We start from the raw sequence: 17317 nt of genomic DNA on the forward strand, positions 1-17317 counted from the left end.
TCCGCCCCGGAATCACAACCGAAGCTAAGCAGAGCGCCTTCGTTCGCGCCGCGGCTGCAACGGTGTCCCCTCATAAAGCTCAGCCACCGCGCATTGCAGCCCGAATGCAGGCAGGTTCAGATCATGAGCCGGACCGAGCGTCTGCCAGGTCCAACCGTTCTGTGTCCTGGTGTCTAGACGCACTTCCATCCGATCCTGTTCGATGATGAGCACCGCCTCGCAAGGAGCATGAGCAAGGTAGATGGTTCGCTTGACGTCGATCCACTTTGTCTCGGTGTCGGGTACGCGTGTGCCGTCGGTAGCGGAGACGATCTCAGCCAGCAGATAGGCCCGGTCCACGAACCTCTGGTCCGGCTCGTACTCGGCATCGATGATGGCGACGTCCGGCTCCGGCCGGAATTCACCCGAGCCGAGTTCGATGCCGGGACGCTGCATCGCGATACGGCTCCGGTCGTGACCGGCGAGTGCATCGTTCAACAGACGCTCGAGATTTCCGGCGATGCGATTGTGTGCGATGGTAGGCGGGGTCATCATCATCGGGACACCTGCGATGAGCTCCCACCGTTCATGGTCCGGACGACCTTCCTGGAACGTACGGAAGCGCTGGCCGGACATCTGCCCGGCCTTAGTAGGCTCTTTGATTCCAACACCCATCGGCGTCTCCGATGTTACAAGGCGCAAGCCTACTCGGCTCCGCCACGAACGCCAATAGAGATAAGAAGTGTTTGGAGGGGCCGCTACGCCCCAAATCACACGCTGCACGTCTGGGAAGGGCTACAGGACGGAAGCAAGGCGATCCAGACAACGCCGCCGCAAGACCTGGATCGCCCGCCCTTCCTTCCGATCCTCAATCGACTCGAATTCGACGCGACCGTTCGCGCAGCCTCAAAGTTGCAGCATTTGGAGCGGCAGCGTTGAATGCAGTCGAGCAGTCGTCATCGTTCTCGCCATCGAGCAGCGGAGCACCACAGTGCCGGCACATGCGTGCCGACAACGACGGCGCCTTGCCGCTTGCCAGGACCTGACGATAGCTCGTCAGGTCGATGACGTTGCGGGGCGTCGTTATGTGTTTTTCAACCATGGTTGTTCCTCGCGGCTAACATGCTGCTTATCGCAGACAAGTTTCGCGCAAACGTTCAGCCCACCGCTCAAATTTTACCGGAGGAATTGGGGCGGCGCGCACACATCACCGCGCAGCCGCAATGACGCTCTATTCTGCGACACCATCAGCCCTGTCTCTGCGGCCGACGTAAGGTCTCGGTAGCTATTACAGCCACTTCTTGAACTTGAAGATCCAGTACGGAACGATGGCTGCGATCAGCATCAGCACCAGCGCATACGGATAACCGTGCGCCCATTCGAGTTCCGGCATCGCCTTGAAGTTCATGCCGTAGATCGATGCGATCAGTGTCGGCGGCATCAGGACAACGGCCATGACCGAAAACAGCTTGATGATGTTGTTCTGCTCGAGATTGACGACGCCGAGCATGGCGTCGAGAACGAAGGTGATCTTGCTGGAGAGATAGGAAGCGTGGTCGGTCAATGAGACGACGTCACGCTGCATGGTCTTGAGCTGCTCGCGCATGTCCTTCGACCATTTCACGCCCTCGACCACGGCCGAGAGGAAAGCGACGACGCGCCCGATCGACACCAGGCTCTCGCGAACCTTGGAGGTCAAATCGCCTTTGCGGCCGATCGAGATCAGGATCTGCGAGTATTGCTTGGCGTGGCCGTGGCGCTCGCTCTCGGGCTCGAAAATGTCGTGCGAGACCTGGTCGATCTCCATGCCGCAGCGTTCCAGAATGTCGGCACAGCGATCGATCACGGCATCCAGGAGTTCCATCAGCACCATCTCGCCGGTGATCGCGGGGGCGCAGGAACGGGCCAGCTTGGCCTCGACCAGCGCGAACGGCTTGGGCTGATCGTAGCGCACCGTCACCAGTCGGTGGTCGCCAAGGATGAAGGTCACCGCCGTGGTCCGGGGCATGTCAGTATCGGACTGGCACATCAGGGTCGCGGTCATGTAGCGCGCGCTGTTCTCGATATAGAGACGGCTGGAGATCTCGATCTCCTGCATGTCCTCCCGGGTCGGGATCGCGATGCCTGAAAGCCGTTCCACGGCCTTGTCCTCGGCCGCGGTCGGGTTGACCAGGTCGATCCACACCGCGTGCTCCGGCACTGCCGCGAGATCGTCGACAACAGCCTTCTTCAGGGAGGAGTCGGTCGGAACAAACACAGAAAACATGAACAACTCCAGCGGACAGCCTGCGACAGAATGACAGCCCTTAGCGCGATTCTGACAAGTTCATGATGACAAGCACATTAGCGGCGCGTTTGCATTTGTGGCCGCTCCGTGGCGCAACCGTGGCACGGAATCGACACTTTGGCATCTCTTGCCCAAAAATCAGCACAAGGCTGCAAAACTTGCGGCAAAAAAGCCACAGGTTGGGTCTCGCAGCGCGGGAAAAGCCTCTAAACGCTGGAATTGTGGCAGATTTCAACGATAATGAAATCAACGGAGTCGAAGGGCTTGGGTGCTACGCTCAGGACCTGCGCGGTGTTGTTTTGATTGGAACCAAACCATGTCGTCGCTGAAAATTATGTTGGGAATTTTGGCTGCCGGCTTCATGCTGTCGGGCTGCATGCAGGCCACGCACTTCGAGGCCACCAACACCCAGAATTTCAAGCCGAAGGACAAGGAGCTCCTTGCCAAGATCCGGTACGAGAATACTCCGGTAGCAGAGCCATTCCGCCGTGCCATCGTCGACTATCATCGCAAGGAATCGCCCGGCTCGATCGTGGTCGATTCCGACAATCATTACCTCTACTACGTGATGGATGGTGGCAAGGCGATCCGCTACGGCATCACCGTCGGCGAAGAGGCCATGGCCTGGTCCGGTATCGCCAAGGTCGGCAGCATGACGGAATGGCCGGCGTGGCATCCGACCCCCGGCGAGATCTCGCGCCTGGGCGTGCCGACCTTTGTCGCCCCCGGTCCGGACAATCCGATGGGCTCGCGCGCGATGTATCTGTACTCGGGCGGCAAGGACACGCTGTTCCGCATTCACGGCACCAACCAGCCTGAATATATCGGCGCTTCGATCTCGTCGGGTTGTATCCGCCTGACCAACGAGGACGCGATCGATCTCTATAGCCGCGTCAAGGTCGGCACCATTGTGGTGGTGCTCGAGCCGAAGCACGGCGACTCGCCCTACAACTCGCGCCTCGCCCTCCAGGGCGGCGGTTCTAGTACCAGTTCTTACTGAACGGGCCGAATCTTACAGATCAAGCCTTGCCCGAGGCTCCTGAAAAGCGCCGGTCTCACCGGCGCTTTTTTGTTGCCGGCTTGCTCTTGCCGGAGTCGGCTGCCGGCTTGACCGGCGCCGCGGCGGGTTTCGCGCTCTCCTGATCGTTAGCCCCATCGTTAGCCCGATCCTTGACGCCCACCGACTTGGCCGCGACCTCGCGTGGCGGTGCCTCCTCGGGGCGGTCGGCTGGCAACAGGGGAGCGACATGGGGCAAGGGGTCCCAGACGTTCCACTGGCAGATCCGGTAGCCGTTGCGCCGCTGCGCGAGATCGAGGTGGATGTGGTCCTCGTGGTACCAGTCCGAGCCCGGGCCGAGCACCGTGGAAAAGCGCGAGCAGACCGAATGCAGCACGCGCTCGCGCACGTCGCGCGACAGGGTGCGGTCGGTCAGGCCGATCGACTGGCCGTTGGCAAGCTTGAGCGAGCGCACGTCGAGCGCGTTGGCCTTGCCATGCTCGGACAGCATCGCGCCGACAACGCGGTTGCGGCCGCGGCACTCGAAGCTGTCGAAATTGTCGAGGTCGGTGATGGTCGAGCCGAGGCTGGTGGCCAACGGCACCATGTCGGTGCGGACCCAATCGGCGACCGCTGATGCCATGGTGCAGCGGAGGATCGCCGCCGGCTTAAGTGCGACCTTGCGCTTGTCTGGCAGCACGATCGCTTCCAGCCGCACCAGATCTTCGCCGCCGCACGCGCCGGGGCCATCGATATCGGGAATGGACGGCGCGACCGCGATCTCCTCGCTCAGCGCAAGACGGCAGGCCGAGAGCTGTTTCTCGGGAGGCGGCGCCGCCTCGGCCGGCTTGCTGGCGCCGGGTTTATCAGGAGAAGGCTTGCCGTCGGCTTCCGGCACTGCCTCGTCCGTTGCTTTGGGAGCCTCCTCAGGGCGCGGTTTTGGTAGCGGTATCTTGGTCGATACCCTGGCGGAATGAGCGCTCCCGCGCGGCCGTGGTGTACCAAGACCAAAGATATCGAGCGGCGCAGCATAGTTTCGCGTATGCGCGGGCTCAGACAGCACAAGAGACAGCCCCAGCGTCACGGTAACCATTGCCGCGCGGGCGGACATATTGCCGCGACAAGACCATTTGCGGCGAAAGTCCGGCAGGCTAAAACTCATGACAATTCTTTGGCCCTGCGCTGAGAGCGACAACGCGCCCAGCGACTTCTCGGAGGAACGTCTGAATGCTCGGTTTGATGCAAGATTGGCCCCTGCTCTGCCACCGGATCATCGAACACGCCGCCAAGATTCATGGCAAGCAGGAGGTTGTCACGCGATCGGTCGAAGGACCGATCCATCGCACCACCTACGCCGATATCCACAAACGCGCGCTCAAGGTCTCGCAGATGCTGGAGCGCGACGGCATCAAGCTCGGCGACCGCATCGCCACGATCGCCTGGAACACCTGGCGCCATCTCGAGGTCTGGTACGGCATCATGGGTATCGGTGCCATCTGCCATACCGTCAATCCCCGCCTTTTCCCCGAGCAGATCGCCTGGATCATCAACCATGCGCAGGATCGCATCGTGATGGTCGACCTCACCTTCGTCCCCGTGCTGGAAAAGCTCGCCGACAAGCTGCCAAGCGTCGAACGGTACGTCATCCTCACCGACAAGGCGCATATGCCGCAGACCACGTTGAAGAACGTCGTGGCCTACGAGGACTGGATCGCGGAGGCCGACGGCAAATTCAAATGGAAGGACTTTGACGAGAACACGGCGGCGGCGATGTGCTACACGTCCGGCACCACGGGCGACCCGAAGGGTGTGCTGTATTCGCATCGCTCCAACGTGCTGCACGCGCTGATGGCCAACAATGTCGACGCGCTCGGCACCAGTGCCGCCGAGACGATGCTGCCGGTGGTTCCGCTGTTCCATGCCAACAGCTGGGGCATCGCCTTCTCCGCGCCGTCACAGGGCACCAAGCTGGTGATGCCCGGGCCCAAGCTCGACGGCGCCTCGGTCTACGAGCTGCTCTCCACCGAAAAAGTGACGCACACCGCCGGCGTCCCGACGGTGTGGCTGATGCTGCTCCAGCACATGGCAGCCAATAATCTGAAACTGCCGGAGCTGAAGATGGTGATCTGTGGCGGCTCTGCGATGCCGCGTTCCATGATCAAGGCCTTCCTCGACATGGGCTCGAACGTCCGCCACGCCTGGGGCATGACCGAGATGAGCCCGATCGGCAGCGTCTCGGCGCTGAAGCCGCCGTTCCAGAACGCGACCGGCGAGAAGCGGCTCGACGTGCTGCAGATGCAAGGCTATGCGCCGTTCGCCGTGGAGATGAAGATCACCGACGATTCCGGCAAGGAGCTGCCCTGGGACGGCAAGACGTTCGGCCGCCTCAAAGTCTCCGGCCCCGCGGTGGCCAAGGCCTATTTCCGTCTCGACGCCAACATCCTCGACGAGGACGGCTTCTTCGACACTGGAGACGTCGCGACCATCGACGAGGACGGCTATATGCACATCACCGATCGCTCCAAGGACGTGATCAAGTCCGGCGGTGAGTGGATCTCCTCGATCGACCTCGAAAACCTCGCGGTCGGCCATCCGGCCGTGGCGGAGGCCGCCGTGATCGGCGTCTTCCACCCCAAATGGGACGAGCGGCCGCTGCTGATCGTGCAGCTCAAGCAGGGCCAGCAGGCCACGCGCGACGACATCCTGAAATACATGGACGGCAAGATCGCCAAATGGTGGATGCCCGACGACGTCGCCTTCGTCGACGGCATTCCGCATACCGCGACCGGCAAGATCCTGAAGACCGCGCTGCGCGACCAGTTCAAGGAATATCGCTTCCCGAACGCGGCGCCTTAAGTAGCCCCAACCAAGACCTCGTGTTCCGGCCCCCACGATTCCTGCTTTGGGGCCGGATTTTTGTCTGGGCGACGCGACCAAAGACGAATTGGAGCCGGGAGCCCGGCTCCCTAAGTTTGCGCCGCACTTAAGGACAATAAGAGGAACGCTCAGGATGAAAGCAGTACGGACGATCCCTTGGCTGGTTGCTGCCGCCATGACGGCTACGGCAGCTCACGCGGCTGACAACAAGGTTGTGATCGGCGATATCGACGATATGTCCGGCCTCTACGCGGACGTGATCGGGCCAGGCGGCGTCGAGGCGGCGAAGATGGCGATCGACGATTTTGGCGGCAGCGTGCTGGGCAACAAGATCGAGTTCGTGGTGTCCGACCACCAGAACAAGCCCGACCTCGGTGCCCAGAAGTTCCGCGAATGGGCCGACCGTGACGGCGTGACGATGATACTGGGCGGATCGAACACCGGCGTCAGCCTGGCGATGAACAATGTCGCCAAGGAGAAGAAGATTCCGTTCATCGCGATCGGCGCCGCCGGCGCGTCGCTGACCGGCAAGGACTGCACGCCCTACACCATCCACTACGTCTACGACACCACCGCGCTCGGCAATGGCACCGCCAAGACCATGGTGAAGCAGGGCGGCAAGTCGTGGTTCTTCCTTACTGCCGACTACGCCTTCGGCACGCAGTTGCAGGAATCCGCGTCGAAAGTCGTCGAGGCCAATGGCGGCAAGGTCGTTGGCGCCGTGCGCGTCCCACTCTCGACCTCTGACTTCTCCAGCTATCTGCTCCAGGCCCAGAACTCGGGTGCGCAGGTGCTCGGCCTCGCCAATGCCGGCAATGACTTCACCAACTCGATCAAGGCTGCCGACGAATTCGGCATCGCCAAGACGATGAAGCCGGCGGCGCTGCTTGCCTTCATCAGCGACATCCATAGCCTTGGGCTCAAGACCTCGCAGGGCCTTTTTCTCACCACCGGCTGGTACTGGGATCTCAACGACAAGACCCGCGCCTTCGCCAAGCGTTACTATGAGAAGACCAAGCGCGAGCCCACCATGAATCAGGCGGGGTACTATTCGGCGACCATGACCTATCTCAACGCGGTCAAGTCCGCCGGTACCGCCAACTCCGACAAGGTGATGGCCGAGCTCAAGAAGATGAAGATCGACGACATGTTCACCAGCAACGGCAAGATCCGCGCCGACGGACTGATGGAACATGAGATGTACATCATGCAGGTCAAAAAGCCCGAGGAGTCCAAATATCCCTGGGACTACTACAAGCTGGTTCAGACCATGTCGGGCGAGGAGGCGTTCGGAAAGCTGTCCGACTCGGCCTGCCCGCTGGTCACGCACTGAAGACTGGTCCAAACTCGGCGGTGAAAGAGAGGCGCGCCAGCTGGCGCGCCTCTTCGTCTTTTTTCAAAGCTGCGAACAGCGGAAGCCCGCCTCCGGCCGACTGAAGAACATCCGCTGCTCCTTCACGACAAGCACGAGCTGATCGCGATTGCGCAACGTGCCGCACACGTCTTTCGCGATGGTCTTGAACACGCGCGTCTCCGCATAGGGCGTCACGTTGAGGTCTTCGATCGCCCAGCGCTGGAGATTGAGCACGTTGGTATTCTCCGAGATGCGGACCAGATACGGGCGGACGTTGCCCGTCGTCGCGGCCGCGCCGAGATCGCTGAGATAGATCTGCGCCTCGGTGAGATTGCCGGAGTAGAGCGCCGAGGACAGGTAGGAATCCCAGAGATTGAAGAAACTCAGCGCTGGCAGCGCCACTGCGGCGCCATGGCGAAGGTCGCGCACGTTCCACACGATGTCGCGCCAGGCGAACTCAGCGGGGCCTGAAAACAGCAGTACGTCGAACACCGCCATGGCCGCGGTCCATGGCCAGACGATGTCGTTCCAGTTCAACCCCAGAGGACCGAACATCGCCAGAACGAAGATGTGCATGCCAACCGCGGCGGCGAGCGAGGCGCGACGGAAGCGCCGGGTCAACAGACCGACGCCGAACGCCACCTGAACGAAGGGGACCAAAAAGCCGAAGGCATCGAGAGCAATGGCCATCGACGGAAGCAGGCTGGTGATCGGCGTGATAATCCAGGAAAACTCATTCTCCATGAAGTTGAGGTTGATCTTCTGGAGCCCGGAGAAGACGTAGGTGAAGACGATCACCAGGCGGGCGAGGTTCAGCGTCTGGAGATCGTCGACCGGCGCGGTGTCGCCGCCGCCCGCGAGCCCTACGACCGCGAGCAGGAAGCCGTATTGAAACACCCAGGGCTGCCACCGCGTCTGGTCCGCAAGGCAGAACGTGACAATAATGGCAAGGAGGCCCGCGATCGGCCAGCGAGCGCGAGGAACGATCATGGCAAGCCCCGCCAGCACGAAAAGCGCCCCATAGAGTACAGCCGCAACGGCGTCCCCGATCGGTGGCAAAAGCGACCAGACCGGCACCTTTGGATAAGACCGCGGCCCCGTCCATAGCCCCGGGGACATCACCAACCCGGTGCAAAATGGGACAAGGATCGTCAGCCGCAGCAAAAACAGACGCCGCGGCAGAGCCACACCGCCATCCTCCGCATTGCCCTGCTTCCCCATGGCCCCTCCCGCGAACCACCATACACTCGTATGTGGCGCGTCGCGGGCCCTTGGTTCGATCGCTACGGCCCCGGTTTTTCACCGGTTCAGAACCGGGGATAAACCGCTTCACAGCGCCGCGGAAAATGCGCTAGGTCAGTTTGCCTCCCGTCGTCCCTGTCCTCAAGCGGCGACTCACATCGGTGATGGAACAGCATGGCCCGCAGGTTTTCCGCTCCCTATCAGTCGGAGCCCGTGTCCAGCCTCGCGAGCTGGGCGCGCAATCTGGCCGTGTTTGCGGTAGTGGCCGTCGTGGTGTCGACCATCATCGTCCGTTTCGACTTCCTGGAGATGAAGCCGGCGTTGGCCACCTTCTTCGGCGGGCTCGCGATTGCCGGACTGTCCATCCTGTTCGGCCTCGCCGGCTTTGCTGCGATCTGGCAGAACGGCTCGCGCGGCATGGCGCTCATCCTGCTCGCCTTCCTGATCGACGGGGCGATCCTCGCCTATCCCGCTTATCAAGCTCTGCTCTATCGCAAGCTACCGCCGATCCACGACATCACCACTGACCCGATCGACCCGCCGCGCTTCGACGCGCTCTCGCGCCTGCGCACCGGCGACGGCACCAACACCGCCGTTTATGCCGGTCTCTATTCGGCCGAGCAGCAACGCCATTTCTATCCCGACATCGAGCCGATCGAGCTCGAGATCCCCGTCGACCGCGCCTATGCCATCGCACGCCAGCTCGTCATCAAGCGCAAATGGACCGTCATCGACGAACGCGAGCCACAGCCGCCGCGCCGCATGGGCCGCATCGAGGCGGTGGCGCGCACGCCGATCATGGGCTTTCGCGAGGACATCTCGATCAGGGTCCTGCCTGACGGCGATGATTCCCGCGTCGATATCCGCTCCGCCTCGCGCTATTTCGAGAGCGATCTCGGCAGCAACGCCGCGCGCGTGACCAAATTCATCGACGATCTCAACACCGCAGCCGACGCGGATGCGCTCAAGCCGGTGAAGAAGACACCGGTCGCGCCGCCGAAGGCGCCGGCGAAGACGGTGAAGAAATAAAGGGGTCGAGTGGGGAGTAGCGAGTGGCGAATAGAAGGCCCCTCCCCCGTTCGCTACTGACCATTCGCTATTCGCCCTCAAGCCATCCGGTACGTCCCGCCGATCACAGGATCGCCATCCGTCGCGACAACGCCGCGTGCGACGAGGTCTTCCAGATGCGCCAGCACGGAATAGCCGGCGGCCGTGGTCAGCCTGGGATCGATGCCGATATAAATTGCGCGCACCATGGTCGGAATGTCGGTCTCGCCCTTGGCGAGGCGGTGCAGGATCGAGGCCTCGCGCGCCTTGCGGTGACGGATCAGGAAGCGCACGAAGCGCGGACCGTCCGGGATTTCGGGACCGTGGCCGGAGAAATACAGATCCTCCTCGCGCGCCGCGAGCCGGTCGAGCGACTCCATGTAGTCGGTCATCGAGCCGTCGGGCGGTGCCACGATGGAGGTCGACCAGCCCATGACGTGATCGCCGACGAAGTTGAACTTTCGCTCGGGCCAGGCGAGCGCGAGATGGTTGGCGGTGTGGCCGGGCGTCGCCACGGCCTCGAGCCGCCAGCCGGCACCTTCGACGACGTCACCATGGGCGATCCGGACGTCAGGCGTGAAGTCGCGGTCGGCGCCGGATTCCGGATTGTGCTTCTCGCTCTCGAAGCGCGGTCGCGACGCGCGGTGCGGGCCCTCGGCATAGACGGGCGCCCCGGTCGCCTGCTTGATGCGCGGTGTATTGGGCGAGTGGTCGCGATGGGTATGCGTGACGAAGATATGGCTCACTGTCTCGCCACGCACGGCGTCGAGCAGCGCGGCCGCATGAGCCGCATCGTCCGGGCCGGGATCGATGATCGCGACGTTACCGGTGCCTACGATGTAGCTGACGGTGCCCGTGAAGGTGAACGGGCTCGGATTGTTACAGAGCACACGCCGCACGCCGGGGCGGACCTCCTCGACGACACGTGCTTTGAGCGGAAAATTGCGGTTGAACGGGACGTCGTCGTTTTCGGACATTGGACTTCCTGTACGTACCGCCACACTCTCTGCCGTCATACCCCGCGAAGGCGGGGTATCCAGTACGCCGCGGCGTCCGAGATAAAGGCGAGGTCTCTGGAATACTGGATCGTCCGCCCCAGTGCGCACTGCGCACAAGGCGGGCGATGACAGTTCAGCAGAACAACGACCACGGAATCCGTGGCTCTCAGAAAAACGCCTGAATGCCCGTGATCGCGCGGCCCAGGATCAGGGCGTGGACGTCGTGGGTGCCCTCGTAGGTGTTGACCGTCTCGAGGTTGTGGACGTGGCGCATCACATGATACTCGGCCGAGATGCCGTTGCCGCCGTGCATGTCGCGCGCGACACGGGCGATGTCGAGCGCCTTGCCGCAATTGTTGCGCTTCATGATCGAGATCATCTCGGGGGCGAACTTGCCCTCGTCCATCAGGCGGCCGACACGCAACGAGCCCTGAAGGCCGAGCGCGATCTCAGTCTCCATGTCGGCGAGCTTCTTCTGCACGAGCTGGGTCGCGGCGAGCGGCTTGCCGAACTGCTTGCGGTCGAGCGTGTATTGCCGGGCGCGGTGCATGCAATCCTCGGCGGCACCGAGCGCACCCCAGGAGATGCCGTAGCGGGCGCGGTTGAGACAGCCGAACGGGCCCTTGAGGCCGGAGACGTTGGGCAGCAGCGCGTCTTCCGGAACCACGACGCCGTCCATCACGACCTCGCCGGTGATCGAGGCACGAAGCGACAGCTTGCCGCCGATCTTCGGCGCGGAGAGGCCCTTCATGCCCTTTTCGAGCACGAAGCCGCGGATCTGGTTGTCGTGCTCGGCCGACTTGGCCCAGACCACGAATACGTCGGCGATCGGCGCGTTCGATATCCACATCTTGCTGCCGGTCAGGCGATAGCCGTCCGAGACCTTCTCTGCGCGGGTCTTCATCCCTGCCGGGTCAGAGCCGGCGTCGGGCTCGGTCAGGCCAAAGCAGCCCACCCACTCGCCGCTCGCGAGCTTCGGCAGGTACTTCTTGCGCTGGTTCTCGTCGCCATAGGCGTAGATCGGGTACATCACGAGCGAGGACTGCACCGAATTCATCGAACGATAGCCGGAATCGACCCGCTCGATCTCGCGCGCGACGAGGCCGTAAGCCACGTAGCTCGCGTTGGCGCAGCCATATTCCTCCGGCAGCGTGATACCGATCAGGCCGAGCTCGCCCATCTCGTTGAAGATCTCGCGATCAGTATTCTCTTCAAGATAGGCCTTGGTGACACGTGGCTGCAGCTTGTCCTGGGCGTAGGCGCGCGCCGTGTCGCGCACCATGCGCTCGTCTTCGGTCAGCTGCTCGTCGAGCAGGAACGGATCGTCCCACTGGAAAGAAGCCGAAGTCGGCTTGTCCTTGGCCTGAGGGCGCACGCTCATGAAACGTCCTTTCGTCTGGTTCCGTCAAAATTTGCCCGACAAAGTAAAGCGCCGGCGCAACAAGTGCAATTGCGTTGCAGATGTCCTGATCTGCGTGAATCCCGGGGATGCTCGTCGCGCGTCCCGGAATGACAGCGCTAGCTTTCAAGCTGCTCGTTGGCGACGATCTCGATGCCGAAGCCCGAGAGGCCCTTGTAGTCGTGCACCGACGAGGTGAGATGGCGGATCGAGGTGACGCCGAGATCGCGCAAAATCTGCGCGCCGACGCCGACTTCACGCCACTGGCGATTGCGGTCGGCTTCCGTCGCGCTCTCATCAGGAAGTGGGGCCACGGGGACGCCAGCCGCGCCGTCGCGCAGATAAACCAGCACGCCGCGACCTGACTTCTTGAAGTGATCGAGCACGGCCGCCATGCGCTTGTGGCCGGTAAAGGTGTCCTTGACGATGTTCGGCTTGTGGAAGCGCGTCAGCACGTCCTTGCCGTCGCCGACGCCGTTATAGACGAAGGCGACATGAGCGATGGAATCGAACGGCGAGCGGTAAGCATAGCCCTGGAGCGGCCCTATCGGGCTTTCGGTCGTGAAGGTCGAGACCCGCTCGATCAGCTTCTCGCGGGCCTGGCGATAGGCGATCATGTCGGCGATGGTGACATGCTTCAACTTGTGCTGCGCGGCGAAACGGGCGACCTGCTCGCCCTTCATCACGCTGCCGTCGTCGTTCATCAATTCGCTGATGACGCCGACCGGCGGCAGGCCCGAGAGCTTGCAGAGATCGACCGCGGCCTCGGTATGGCCCGAGCGCAGGAGCACGCCGCCATCCTTGGCGATCAGCGGGAAGATGTGGCCCGGACGAGCGAAGTCGTTGGCGCCGGCATTGGGATTGGACAGCGCACGGCAGCAGGAGGCGCGCTCCTCGGCCGAGATACCGGTGCCGCCGTCGGGCTTGTAGTCGATCGAGACCGTGAAGGCTGTGGTGTGGGCGGAATCGTTGTGGGCGACCATCGGATCGAGCCGCAGCCGGCGCGCGTCCTCGGTGGTGATCGGCGCGCAGACGATGCCGGAGGTGTGACGGATGATGAAGGCCATCTTTTCCGCTGTGCAGAACGAGGCGGCGACGATCAAATCACCCTCACCCTCGCGATCGTCGTCGTCGGTCACGACGACGAGTTCGCCCCGGGCAAAGGCCTGCAAAACTTCCTGAACGGTATCGGGCATGTCCCAATCTCTATCGGTTGTGGGCCGAAGGCTTAGCCGGACGCCTTAGCCGGACTTGGGCTCCAGCGCTAGTGTCCTGGATGCAACCGGATATTCCGGGCTGCGGGCCCGTTGAGGGGCTTCAGGCTTGCACCGAAGATACCAGCGATATAGGCGCGCTTGGCCCGGACGGAAGCCGGCCGCACCGGTCTCAGGGCAGCACTTCGCGCCGCTCGCCGAGCCGCGCATCGAACTCGGCGCGCTTGTCGGCCAACAGCCCAGCCTGGGCGGCCTCAATCACCGTAAACAATTCATGGGCGTCGCTAAGCCGGGTCACGGTGACATAGCTGGCGCCGGCCGCGTAGAGCTCGCCGACGTCGGACAGGAGATCGGCCGTGGCCACGATCAGGGCGTTGGGGTTGAGCGTGCGGACGTGGCGAACCAGCTTCTCGTTGCTGGCGCCCTTCAGGAGCGCGTCCGGCACGCTGAGGATGATCATCTCGGACTTGCCGATCCCGGCATGGAGCAGCGTGTCGGCGCTGCTGATGTCGCCATAGATCACGTGCAGGCCGCGCGAAAGCAGGGTCTGGTACACATTGGGATTGAAGTCGATCACCGTGATCTGCTCGAGCAGCACCGGGGTCTGCCGTTCGATCTCCGCCAGCAGCGCGCTCGCCGCACGGAAAAAGCCGAGGATCACGATGCGGCGGGCCTCGCCGTGGCCACCTTCGTGGCCCTCCTCGGCATGGCCGTGATCGAGATCGCGCAGGCCGATCCGCTTGAGGGGGCCGATCGCCCAGCGGGTAATCTCGTCGCTGCGCGTCATGACGAAGGTCGAGAGCACGGCCAGCACCACGAAGGCGAAGGAGGCCGCATTCGCGGTGTCCGGCGCGATATGATTGTCGGCGACGCCGGTCTGGATCACCACCAGCGAGAACTCGGAGATCTGCGCCAGATTGATTGCGGGCAGCAGGCTCGCACGCAAACCCTGCTTCATCAGATAAAGCGGCGTGAAGGTGGTGACGAGGCGGCTCACCACGGTAAAGGCGGCAATCATCAGCGCCAGCCCGATCACCGAAAGGCCGGGCACGGGAATGGTCATGCCCAGCGCCACGAAGAACAGCGTAATGAAGAAGTCGCGGAGCGTCGTGACCTTGGCCGTGACATCGAGCGCATAAGGGAAGGTCGAGAGCGAGACGCCGGCGATCAGCGCGCCCATCTCGCGCGAGAGCGAGAGCCGCTCGGCGGTCTCGGCGACGAAAAAGCACCAGGCGAGAGCCCCGAGCAGGATCAGCTCGGGCCGGCGGGCGATCTGGTGGAACAGGCGCGGCAGCACATAGCGGCTGACCAGCAGCGCGGCCGCGACCAGCACCGCGACCCGGCCGATCGAGAGCAGGATGACACCAATTTGCAGGTTGGCGAGGCTGGGCTGCACCGCCAGGAACAGAATGGCGAAGATATCCTGGAGCACGAGCACGCCGAGCGTGACGCGGCCGGGCAAGGTGTCGAGCTCCCGCTTCTCGTAGAGCACCTTGACGATGATGACGGTAGAGGAGAGCGCGCAGGCAATGCAGAGATACAGCGCGTCGAAATGGCCGCCGCCGAGCGACAAGCCTAGGCTTCCGAAGAACAGGATGCCGAGCAGGCAACCGCCGAGCAGCTGGCCGCCGGCCGCGAACAGGATCACCTTGCCCGCCCGCACGATCTTCTTCAGGTCGATCTCGAGACCGATCATGAACAGCATGAAGATCAGGCCGAGTTCGGAGATGACGCTGATCGATTCCTGCGACTTGACCCAGCCGGCGCCGAATGGACCTATGCAGAAGCCAGCGATAAGGTACGCCAGGATCAGCGGTTGCCGGGAGAAATGGGCGAGCAGGCCCAGCATCCAGGCAAACAGGATACAGAGAGTGATGTCGCGAATGAGCTCGTGCATGCCAGATGGGTCCGTTTTGCCGCACCCTAGAGACCAAGTGCAGCGCGGCAAGCGAGCAATTCGTCACATGCGGGCCGGTCTTGTCACTGCAATGCTGCTATGCCCACTCGCCTTCGCCCAGCCAGCGCTCGCGCAGCCAAAAGTCAATAGCGAGCAAAACTTTGCCGATTCGCTGACCGCCCTGCCGAAGGAGGAACTGGGGGTCTCCGGCGGCTTCTACGTACCGGCCTATTCCAGCGTCGCGATGAGCCAGGGCAAGCTGCGGGTTGATTTTTCGGTGACGCTGAGCGTTCACAATGCCTCCGAAACGCAGCCGCTGGTGGTCAAGCGCATTGCCTATTTCGACACGACTGGCAAACAGGTCGAGAGCTATCTGAAGGCGCCGGTCGCCGTGAAGCCGCTCGCCACCATCTCGATCTTCATTCCGACCGACGACGTGCGCGGCGGGACCGGGGCCAATTTCATCGTCGACTGGGCCGCAACGGGCGAGATCGCCGAGCCGGTGGTCGAGGCCTTGATGGTCGGCGGCGTCGCCAATGCGCATTACGCTTTCATCAGCCAGGGCCGTCCGACCAGGACGGCAGGAAAAAAATAGAAAACCCGAAAACAACCCCATGCACAGTAGCCCAACCCGCAAAATCAACGGCTTGCTCGCCCCACGCGACACGAATGCTGATTTTACGAATTCTGTTTGACGCGTCGGGCAAAACACTGGCATGATGACATCATCGAAATCTCAGCGCCCGGTCGGCACACGGCCGGCCGCTCAATAAAAACAACGAGGAACGCTCCCATGACGTCCAGCTTCGATTTCGCGCCCCTGTTTCCCGCAGGGCTGCCGGCCCCTTCTGCACGCTGGACGGGCCTCGCCAAATACAGCTTCGTCGGCGGCAACAACGATTCCGAGCAGGTACCGCTCGACGAGCTGATCGACGCAGCCAACCAGGTCCTGCAACGCGAGGGCCGATCGCTCGCCACTTACGGGCTGGCGCATGGTCCTCAAGGCTACCTTCCCTTACGCGAATTCCTGGTGACAAAGCTGAAGCGCGATGGCGGCATCAGCTGCACGGTCGACGATCTCATGATCGTCTCCGGCTCGCTCCAGGCACTCGACCTCGTCAACACCACGCTGCTGGCGCGCGGCGACACCGTGATCGTCGAGCAGGAAACGTACCAGGGATCACTGCAGAGGCTGACGCGGCTGGGTGTCAACACCGTCGGCATTCCGCTCGACGACGACGGCATGCGCATGGACGCGCTGGCCGCGACGCTGGCCGACCTGAAGAGCCGCGGCATCCGGCCGAAATACATCTACACCATTCCGACCGTGCAAAATCCGACCGGCAGCATCATGCCGGAGACACGCCGTCTCGAGTTGCTGCGGCTGTCGGCCGAATATGGCGTGCCTGTCTTCGAGGACGATTGCTATGCCGACCTTGTCTGGTCCGGCCAGCGGCCACCCGCGATCCACGCCTTGAGCAAACATGGCGGCGTGATCCATATCGGCTCGTTCTCGAAGTCGATCGCGCCGGCGCTGCGCGTCGGCTTCATCGTCGCACCCTGGGATGTGATGTCGCGGATGTTGGCATTGAAGACGGATGCCGGCTCCGGCGCGCTGGAGCAGATGGTGCTCGCGACCTATTGCCGGTCGCATTTCGCAAGCCATGTGCCGGCCTTGACCAAGGCGTTGCGCACCAAGCTCGACACGCTGATGGAGGCCCTGAACGAGCAATTCGGGACCGCGGCCGAATTCGAGGAGCCCAAGGGCGGCATCTTCCTGTGGGTGAAGCTGCCCGACCAGGTCGATACGCTCAAGCTCTATCAGGCCGCGCTTGCCGCCGGGGTCTCGATCAATCCGGGGCCGGAATGGTCGACCAACAAGGGCTATTCAGGCTCACGCCTGCGCTTGTGCTTTGCGAGCCCTTCGCATCAGCAGATCCGCGAGGGCGTCGCGGTGCTGGCGGAGGTCTGCCGCAAGGAGTTCGGCGTGCCCGCCCGCAGCGCCAACGTCGAGAAGCGGGCGTGA

The 17317-nt window shown here is 62.8% G+C and carries 15 protein-coding genes; 6 read left to right on the forward strand and 9 right to left on the reverse strand.

Features of this window, described 5'->3' with window-relative positions:
- Positions 1–24: 24 nt before the first annotated feature.
- The 3 genes from ABIA96_RS02460 to ABIA96_RS02470 form a co-directional block, all read right to left on the reverse strand.
- Complete coding sequence (locus ABIA96_RS02460; RefSeq protein ID WP_354135418.1) at positions 25–654, reverse strand: Uma2 family endonuclease; 630 nt, start codon at positions 652–654, stop codon at positions 25–27.
- A 193-nt stretch (positions 655–847) separates the two neighbouring features.
- Positions 848–1081, reverse strand: coding sequence for a hypothetical protein (locus tag ABIA96_RS02465; protein WP_354135419.1), 234 nt, complete (start codon positions 1079–1081; stop codon positions 848–850).
- Positions 1082–1267: 186 nt separating this feature from the next.
- A complete protein-coding gene (locus tag ABIA96_RS02470; protein ID WP_354135420.1) occupies positions 1268–2245 on the reverse strand; it encodes a magnesium transporter CorA family protein in 978 nt (325 codons plus the stop codon).
- A 337-nt stretch (positions 2246–2582) separates the two neighbouring features.
- Between ABIA96_RS02470 and ABIA96_RS02475 the strand changes: the two genes are divergently transcribed.
- Positions 2583–3266, forward strand: a complete 684-nt coding sequence (locus tag ABIA96_RS02475; protein WP_354135421.1) for a L,D-transpeptidase — start codon at positions 2583–2585, stop codon at positions 3264–3266.
- A gap of 55 nt (positions 3267–3321) precedes the next feature.
- Here ABIA96_RS02475 and ABIA96_RS02480 read toward each other — a convergent pair whose 3' ends face one another.
- On the reverse strand, positions 3322–4425 hold the full coding sequence (locus ABIA96_RS02480; RefSeq protein ID WP_354135422.1) for an extensin family protein: 1104 nt from the start codon (positions 4423–4425) through the stop codon (positions 3322–3324).
- Between the two features lie 65 nt (positions 4426–4490).
- On the opposite strand from ABIA96_RS02480, the gene ABIA96_RS02485 reads away from it, so the two are divergent.
- Positions 4491–6119 carry a fatty-acid--CoA ligase gene (locus ABIA96_RS02485; protein WP_354135423.1) on the forward strand — a complete coding sequence of 543 codons (1629 nt, stop codon included), beginning with the start codon at positions 4491–4493 and terminating at the stop codon, positions 6117–6119.
- Positions 6120–6273: 154 nt separating this feature from the next.
- Positions 6274–7473 carry an ABC transporter substrate-binding protein gene (locus tag ABIA96_RS02490; protein ID WP_354135424.1) on the forward strand — a complete coding sequence of 400 codons (1200 nt, stop codon included), beginning with the start codon at positions 6274–6276 and terminating at the stop codon, positions 7471–7473.
- Between the two features lie 63 nt (positions 7474–7536).
- On the opposite strand, the gene ABIA96_RS02495 is transcribed toward ABIA96_RS02490, so the two are convergent.
- Positions 7537–8715, reverse strand: coding sequence for an HTTM domain-containing protein (locus tag ABIA96_RS02495; RefSeq protein ID WP_354135425.1), 1179 nt, complete (start codon positions 8713–8715; stop codon positions 7537–7539).
- A gap of 195 nt (positions 8716–8910) precedes the next feature.
- Here ABIA96_RS02495 and ABIA96_RS02500 point away from each other — a divergent pair, with 195 nt between their 5' ends.
- Complete coding sequence (locus tag ABIA96_RS02500) at positions 8911–9765, forward strand: DUF1499 domain-containing protein (protein WP_354135426.1); 855 nt, start codon at positions 8911–8913, stop codon at positions 9763–9765.
- 77 nt (positions 9766–9842) lie between these two features.
- On the opposite strand, the gene ABIA96_RS02505 is transcribed toward ABIA96_RS02500, so the two are convergent.
- The 4 genes from ABIA96_RS02505 to ABIA96_RS02520 form a co-directional block, all read right to left on the reverse strand.
- On the reverse strand, positions 9843–10760 hold the full coding sequence (locus tag ABIA96_RS02505) for an MBL fold metallo-hydrolase (RefSeq protein ID WP_354135427.1): 918 nt from the start codon (positions 10758–10760) through the stop codon (positions 9843–9845).
- 187 nt (positions 10761–10947) lie between these two features.
- Positions 10948–12162 carry an acyl-CoA dehydrogenase gene (locus tag ABIA96_RS02510; protein ID WP_354135428.1) on the reverse strand — a complete coding sequence of 405 codons (1215 nt, stop codon included), beginning with the start codon at positions 12160–12162 and terminating at the stop codon, positions 10948–10950.
- Positions 12163–12299: 137 nt separating this feature from the next.
- A complete protein-coding gene (ribB, locus tag ABIA96_RS02515; RefSeq protein WP_354135429.1) occupies positions 12300–13376 on the reverse strand; it encodes a 3,4-dihydroxy-2-butanone-4-phosphate synthase in 1077 nt (358 codons plus the stop codon).
- 190 nt (positions 13377–13566) lie between these two features.
- Positions 13567–15291: a cation:proton antiporter domain-containing protein gene (locus ABIA96_RS02520; RefSeq protein WP_354135430.1), complete on the reverse strand. Its 1725-nt coding sequence runs from the start codon at positions 15289–15291 to the stop codon at positions 13567–13569.
- A 67-nt stretch (positions 15292–15358) separates the two neighbouring features.
- Here ABIA96_RS02520 and ABIA96_RS02525 point away from each other — a divergent pair, with 67 nt between their 5' ends.
- Positions 15359–15886: a DUF3124 domain-containing protein gene (locus ABIA96_RS02525; protein ID WP_354135710.1), complete on the forward strand. Its 528-nt coding sequence runs from the start codon at positions 15359–15361 to the stop codon at positions 15884–15886.
- A 198-nt stretch (positions 15887–16084) separates the two neighbouring features.
- Positions 16085–17317, forward strand: coding sequence for an aminotransferase-like domain-containing protein (locus ABIA96_RS02530; protein ID WP_354135431.1), 1233 nt, complete (start codon positions 16085–16087; stop codon positions 17315–17317).

The sequence above is a fragment of the Bradyrhizobium sp. LB11.1 genome, from assembly GCF_040549385.1.
GTDB lineage: Bacteria > Pseudomonadota > Alphaproteobacteria > Rhizobiales > Xanthobacteraceae > Bradyrhizobium.

What these genes read in the sequence shown, in the direction of transcription:
- ABIA96_RS02505 (WP_354135427.1), bottom strand. Translation starts at nt 10,760, where the DNA reads ATGTCCGAAAACGACGACGTCCCGTTCAACCGCAATTTTCCGCTCAAA.
- ABIA96_RS02500 (WP_354135426.1), top strand. Translation starts at nt 8,911, where the DNA reads ATGGCCCGCAGGTTTTCCGCTCCCTATCAGTCGGAGCCCGTGTCCAGC.
- ABIA96_RS02520 (WP_354135430.1), bottom strand. Translation starts at nt 15,291, where the DNA reads ATGCACGAGCTCATTCGCGACATCACTCTCTGTATCCTGTTTGCCTGG.
- ABIA96_RS02475 (WP_354135421.1), top strand. Translation starts at nt 2,583, where the DNA reads ATGTCGTCGCTGAAAATTATGTTGGGAATTTTGGCTGCCGGCTTCATG.
- ABIA96_RS02470 (WP_354135420.1), bottom strand. Translation starts at nt 2,245, where the DNA reads ATGTTTTCTGTGTTTGTTCCGACCGACTCCTCCCTGAAGAAGGCTGTT.
- ABIA96_RS02510 (WP_354135428.1), bottom strand. Translation starts at nt 12,162, where the DNA reads ATGAGCGTGCGCCCTCAGGCCAAGGACAAGCCGACTTCGGCTTCTTTC.
- ABIA96_RS02530 (WP_354135431.1), top strand. Translation starts at nt 16,085, where the DNA reads ATGACGTCCAGCTTCGATTTCGCGCCCCTGTTTCCCGCAGGGCTGCCG.
- ABIA96_RS02460 (WP_354135418.1), bottom strand. Translation starts at nt 654, where the DNA reads ATGGGTGTTGGAATCAAAGAGCCTACTAAGGCCGGGCAGATGTCCGGC.
- ABIA96_RS02465 (WP_354135419.1), bottom strand. Translation starts at nt 1,081, where the DNA reads ATGGTTGAAAAACACATAACGACGCCCCGCAACGTCATCGACCTGACG.
- ABIA96_RS02485 (WP_354135423.1), top strand. Translation starts at nt 4,491, where the DNA reads ATGCTCGGTTTGATGCAAGATTGGCCCCTGCTCTGCCACCGGATCATC.
- ABIA96_RS02525 (WP_354135710.1), top strand. Translation starts at nt 15,359, where the DNA reads ATGCGGGCCGGTCTTGTCACTGCAATGCTGCTATGCCCACTCGCCTTC.
- ABIA96_RS02480 (WP_354135422.1), bottom strand. Translation starts at nt 4,425, where the DNA reads ATGAGTTTTAGCCTGCCGGACTTTCGCCGCAAATGGTCTTGTCGCGGC.
- ABIA96_RS02490 (WP_354135424.1), top strand. Translation starts at nt 6,274, where the DNA reads ATGAAAGCAGTACGGACGATCCCTTGGCTGGTTGCTGCCGCCATGACG.
- ribB (WP_354135429.1), bottom strand. Translation starts at nt 13,376, where the DNA reads ATGCCCGATACCGTTCAGGAAGTTTTGCAGGCCTTTGCCCGGGGCGAA.
- ABIA96_RS02495 (WP_354135425.1), bottom strand. Translation starts at nt 8,715, where the DNA reads ATGGGGAAGCAGGGCAATGCGGAGGATGGCGGTGTGGCTCTGCCGCGG.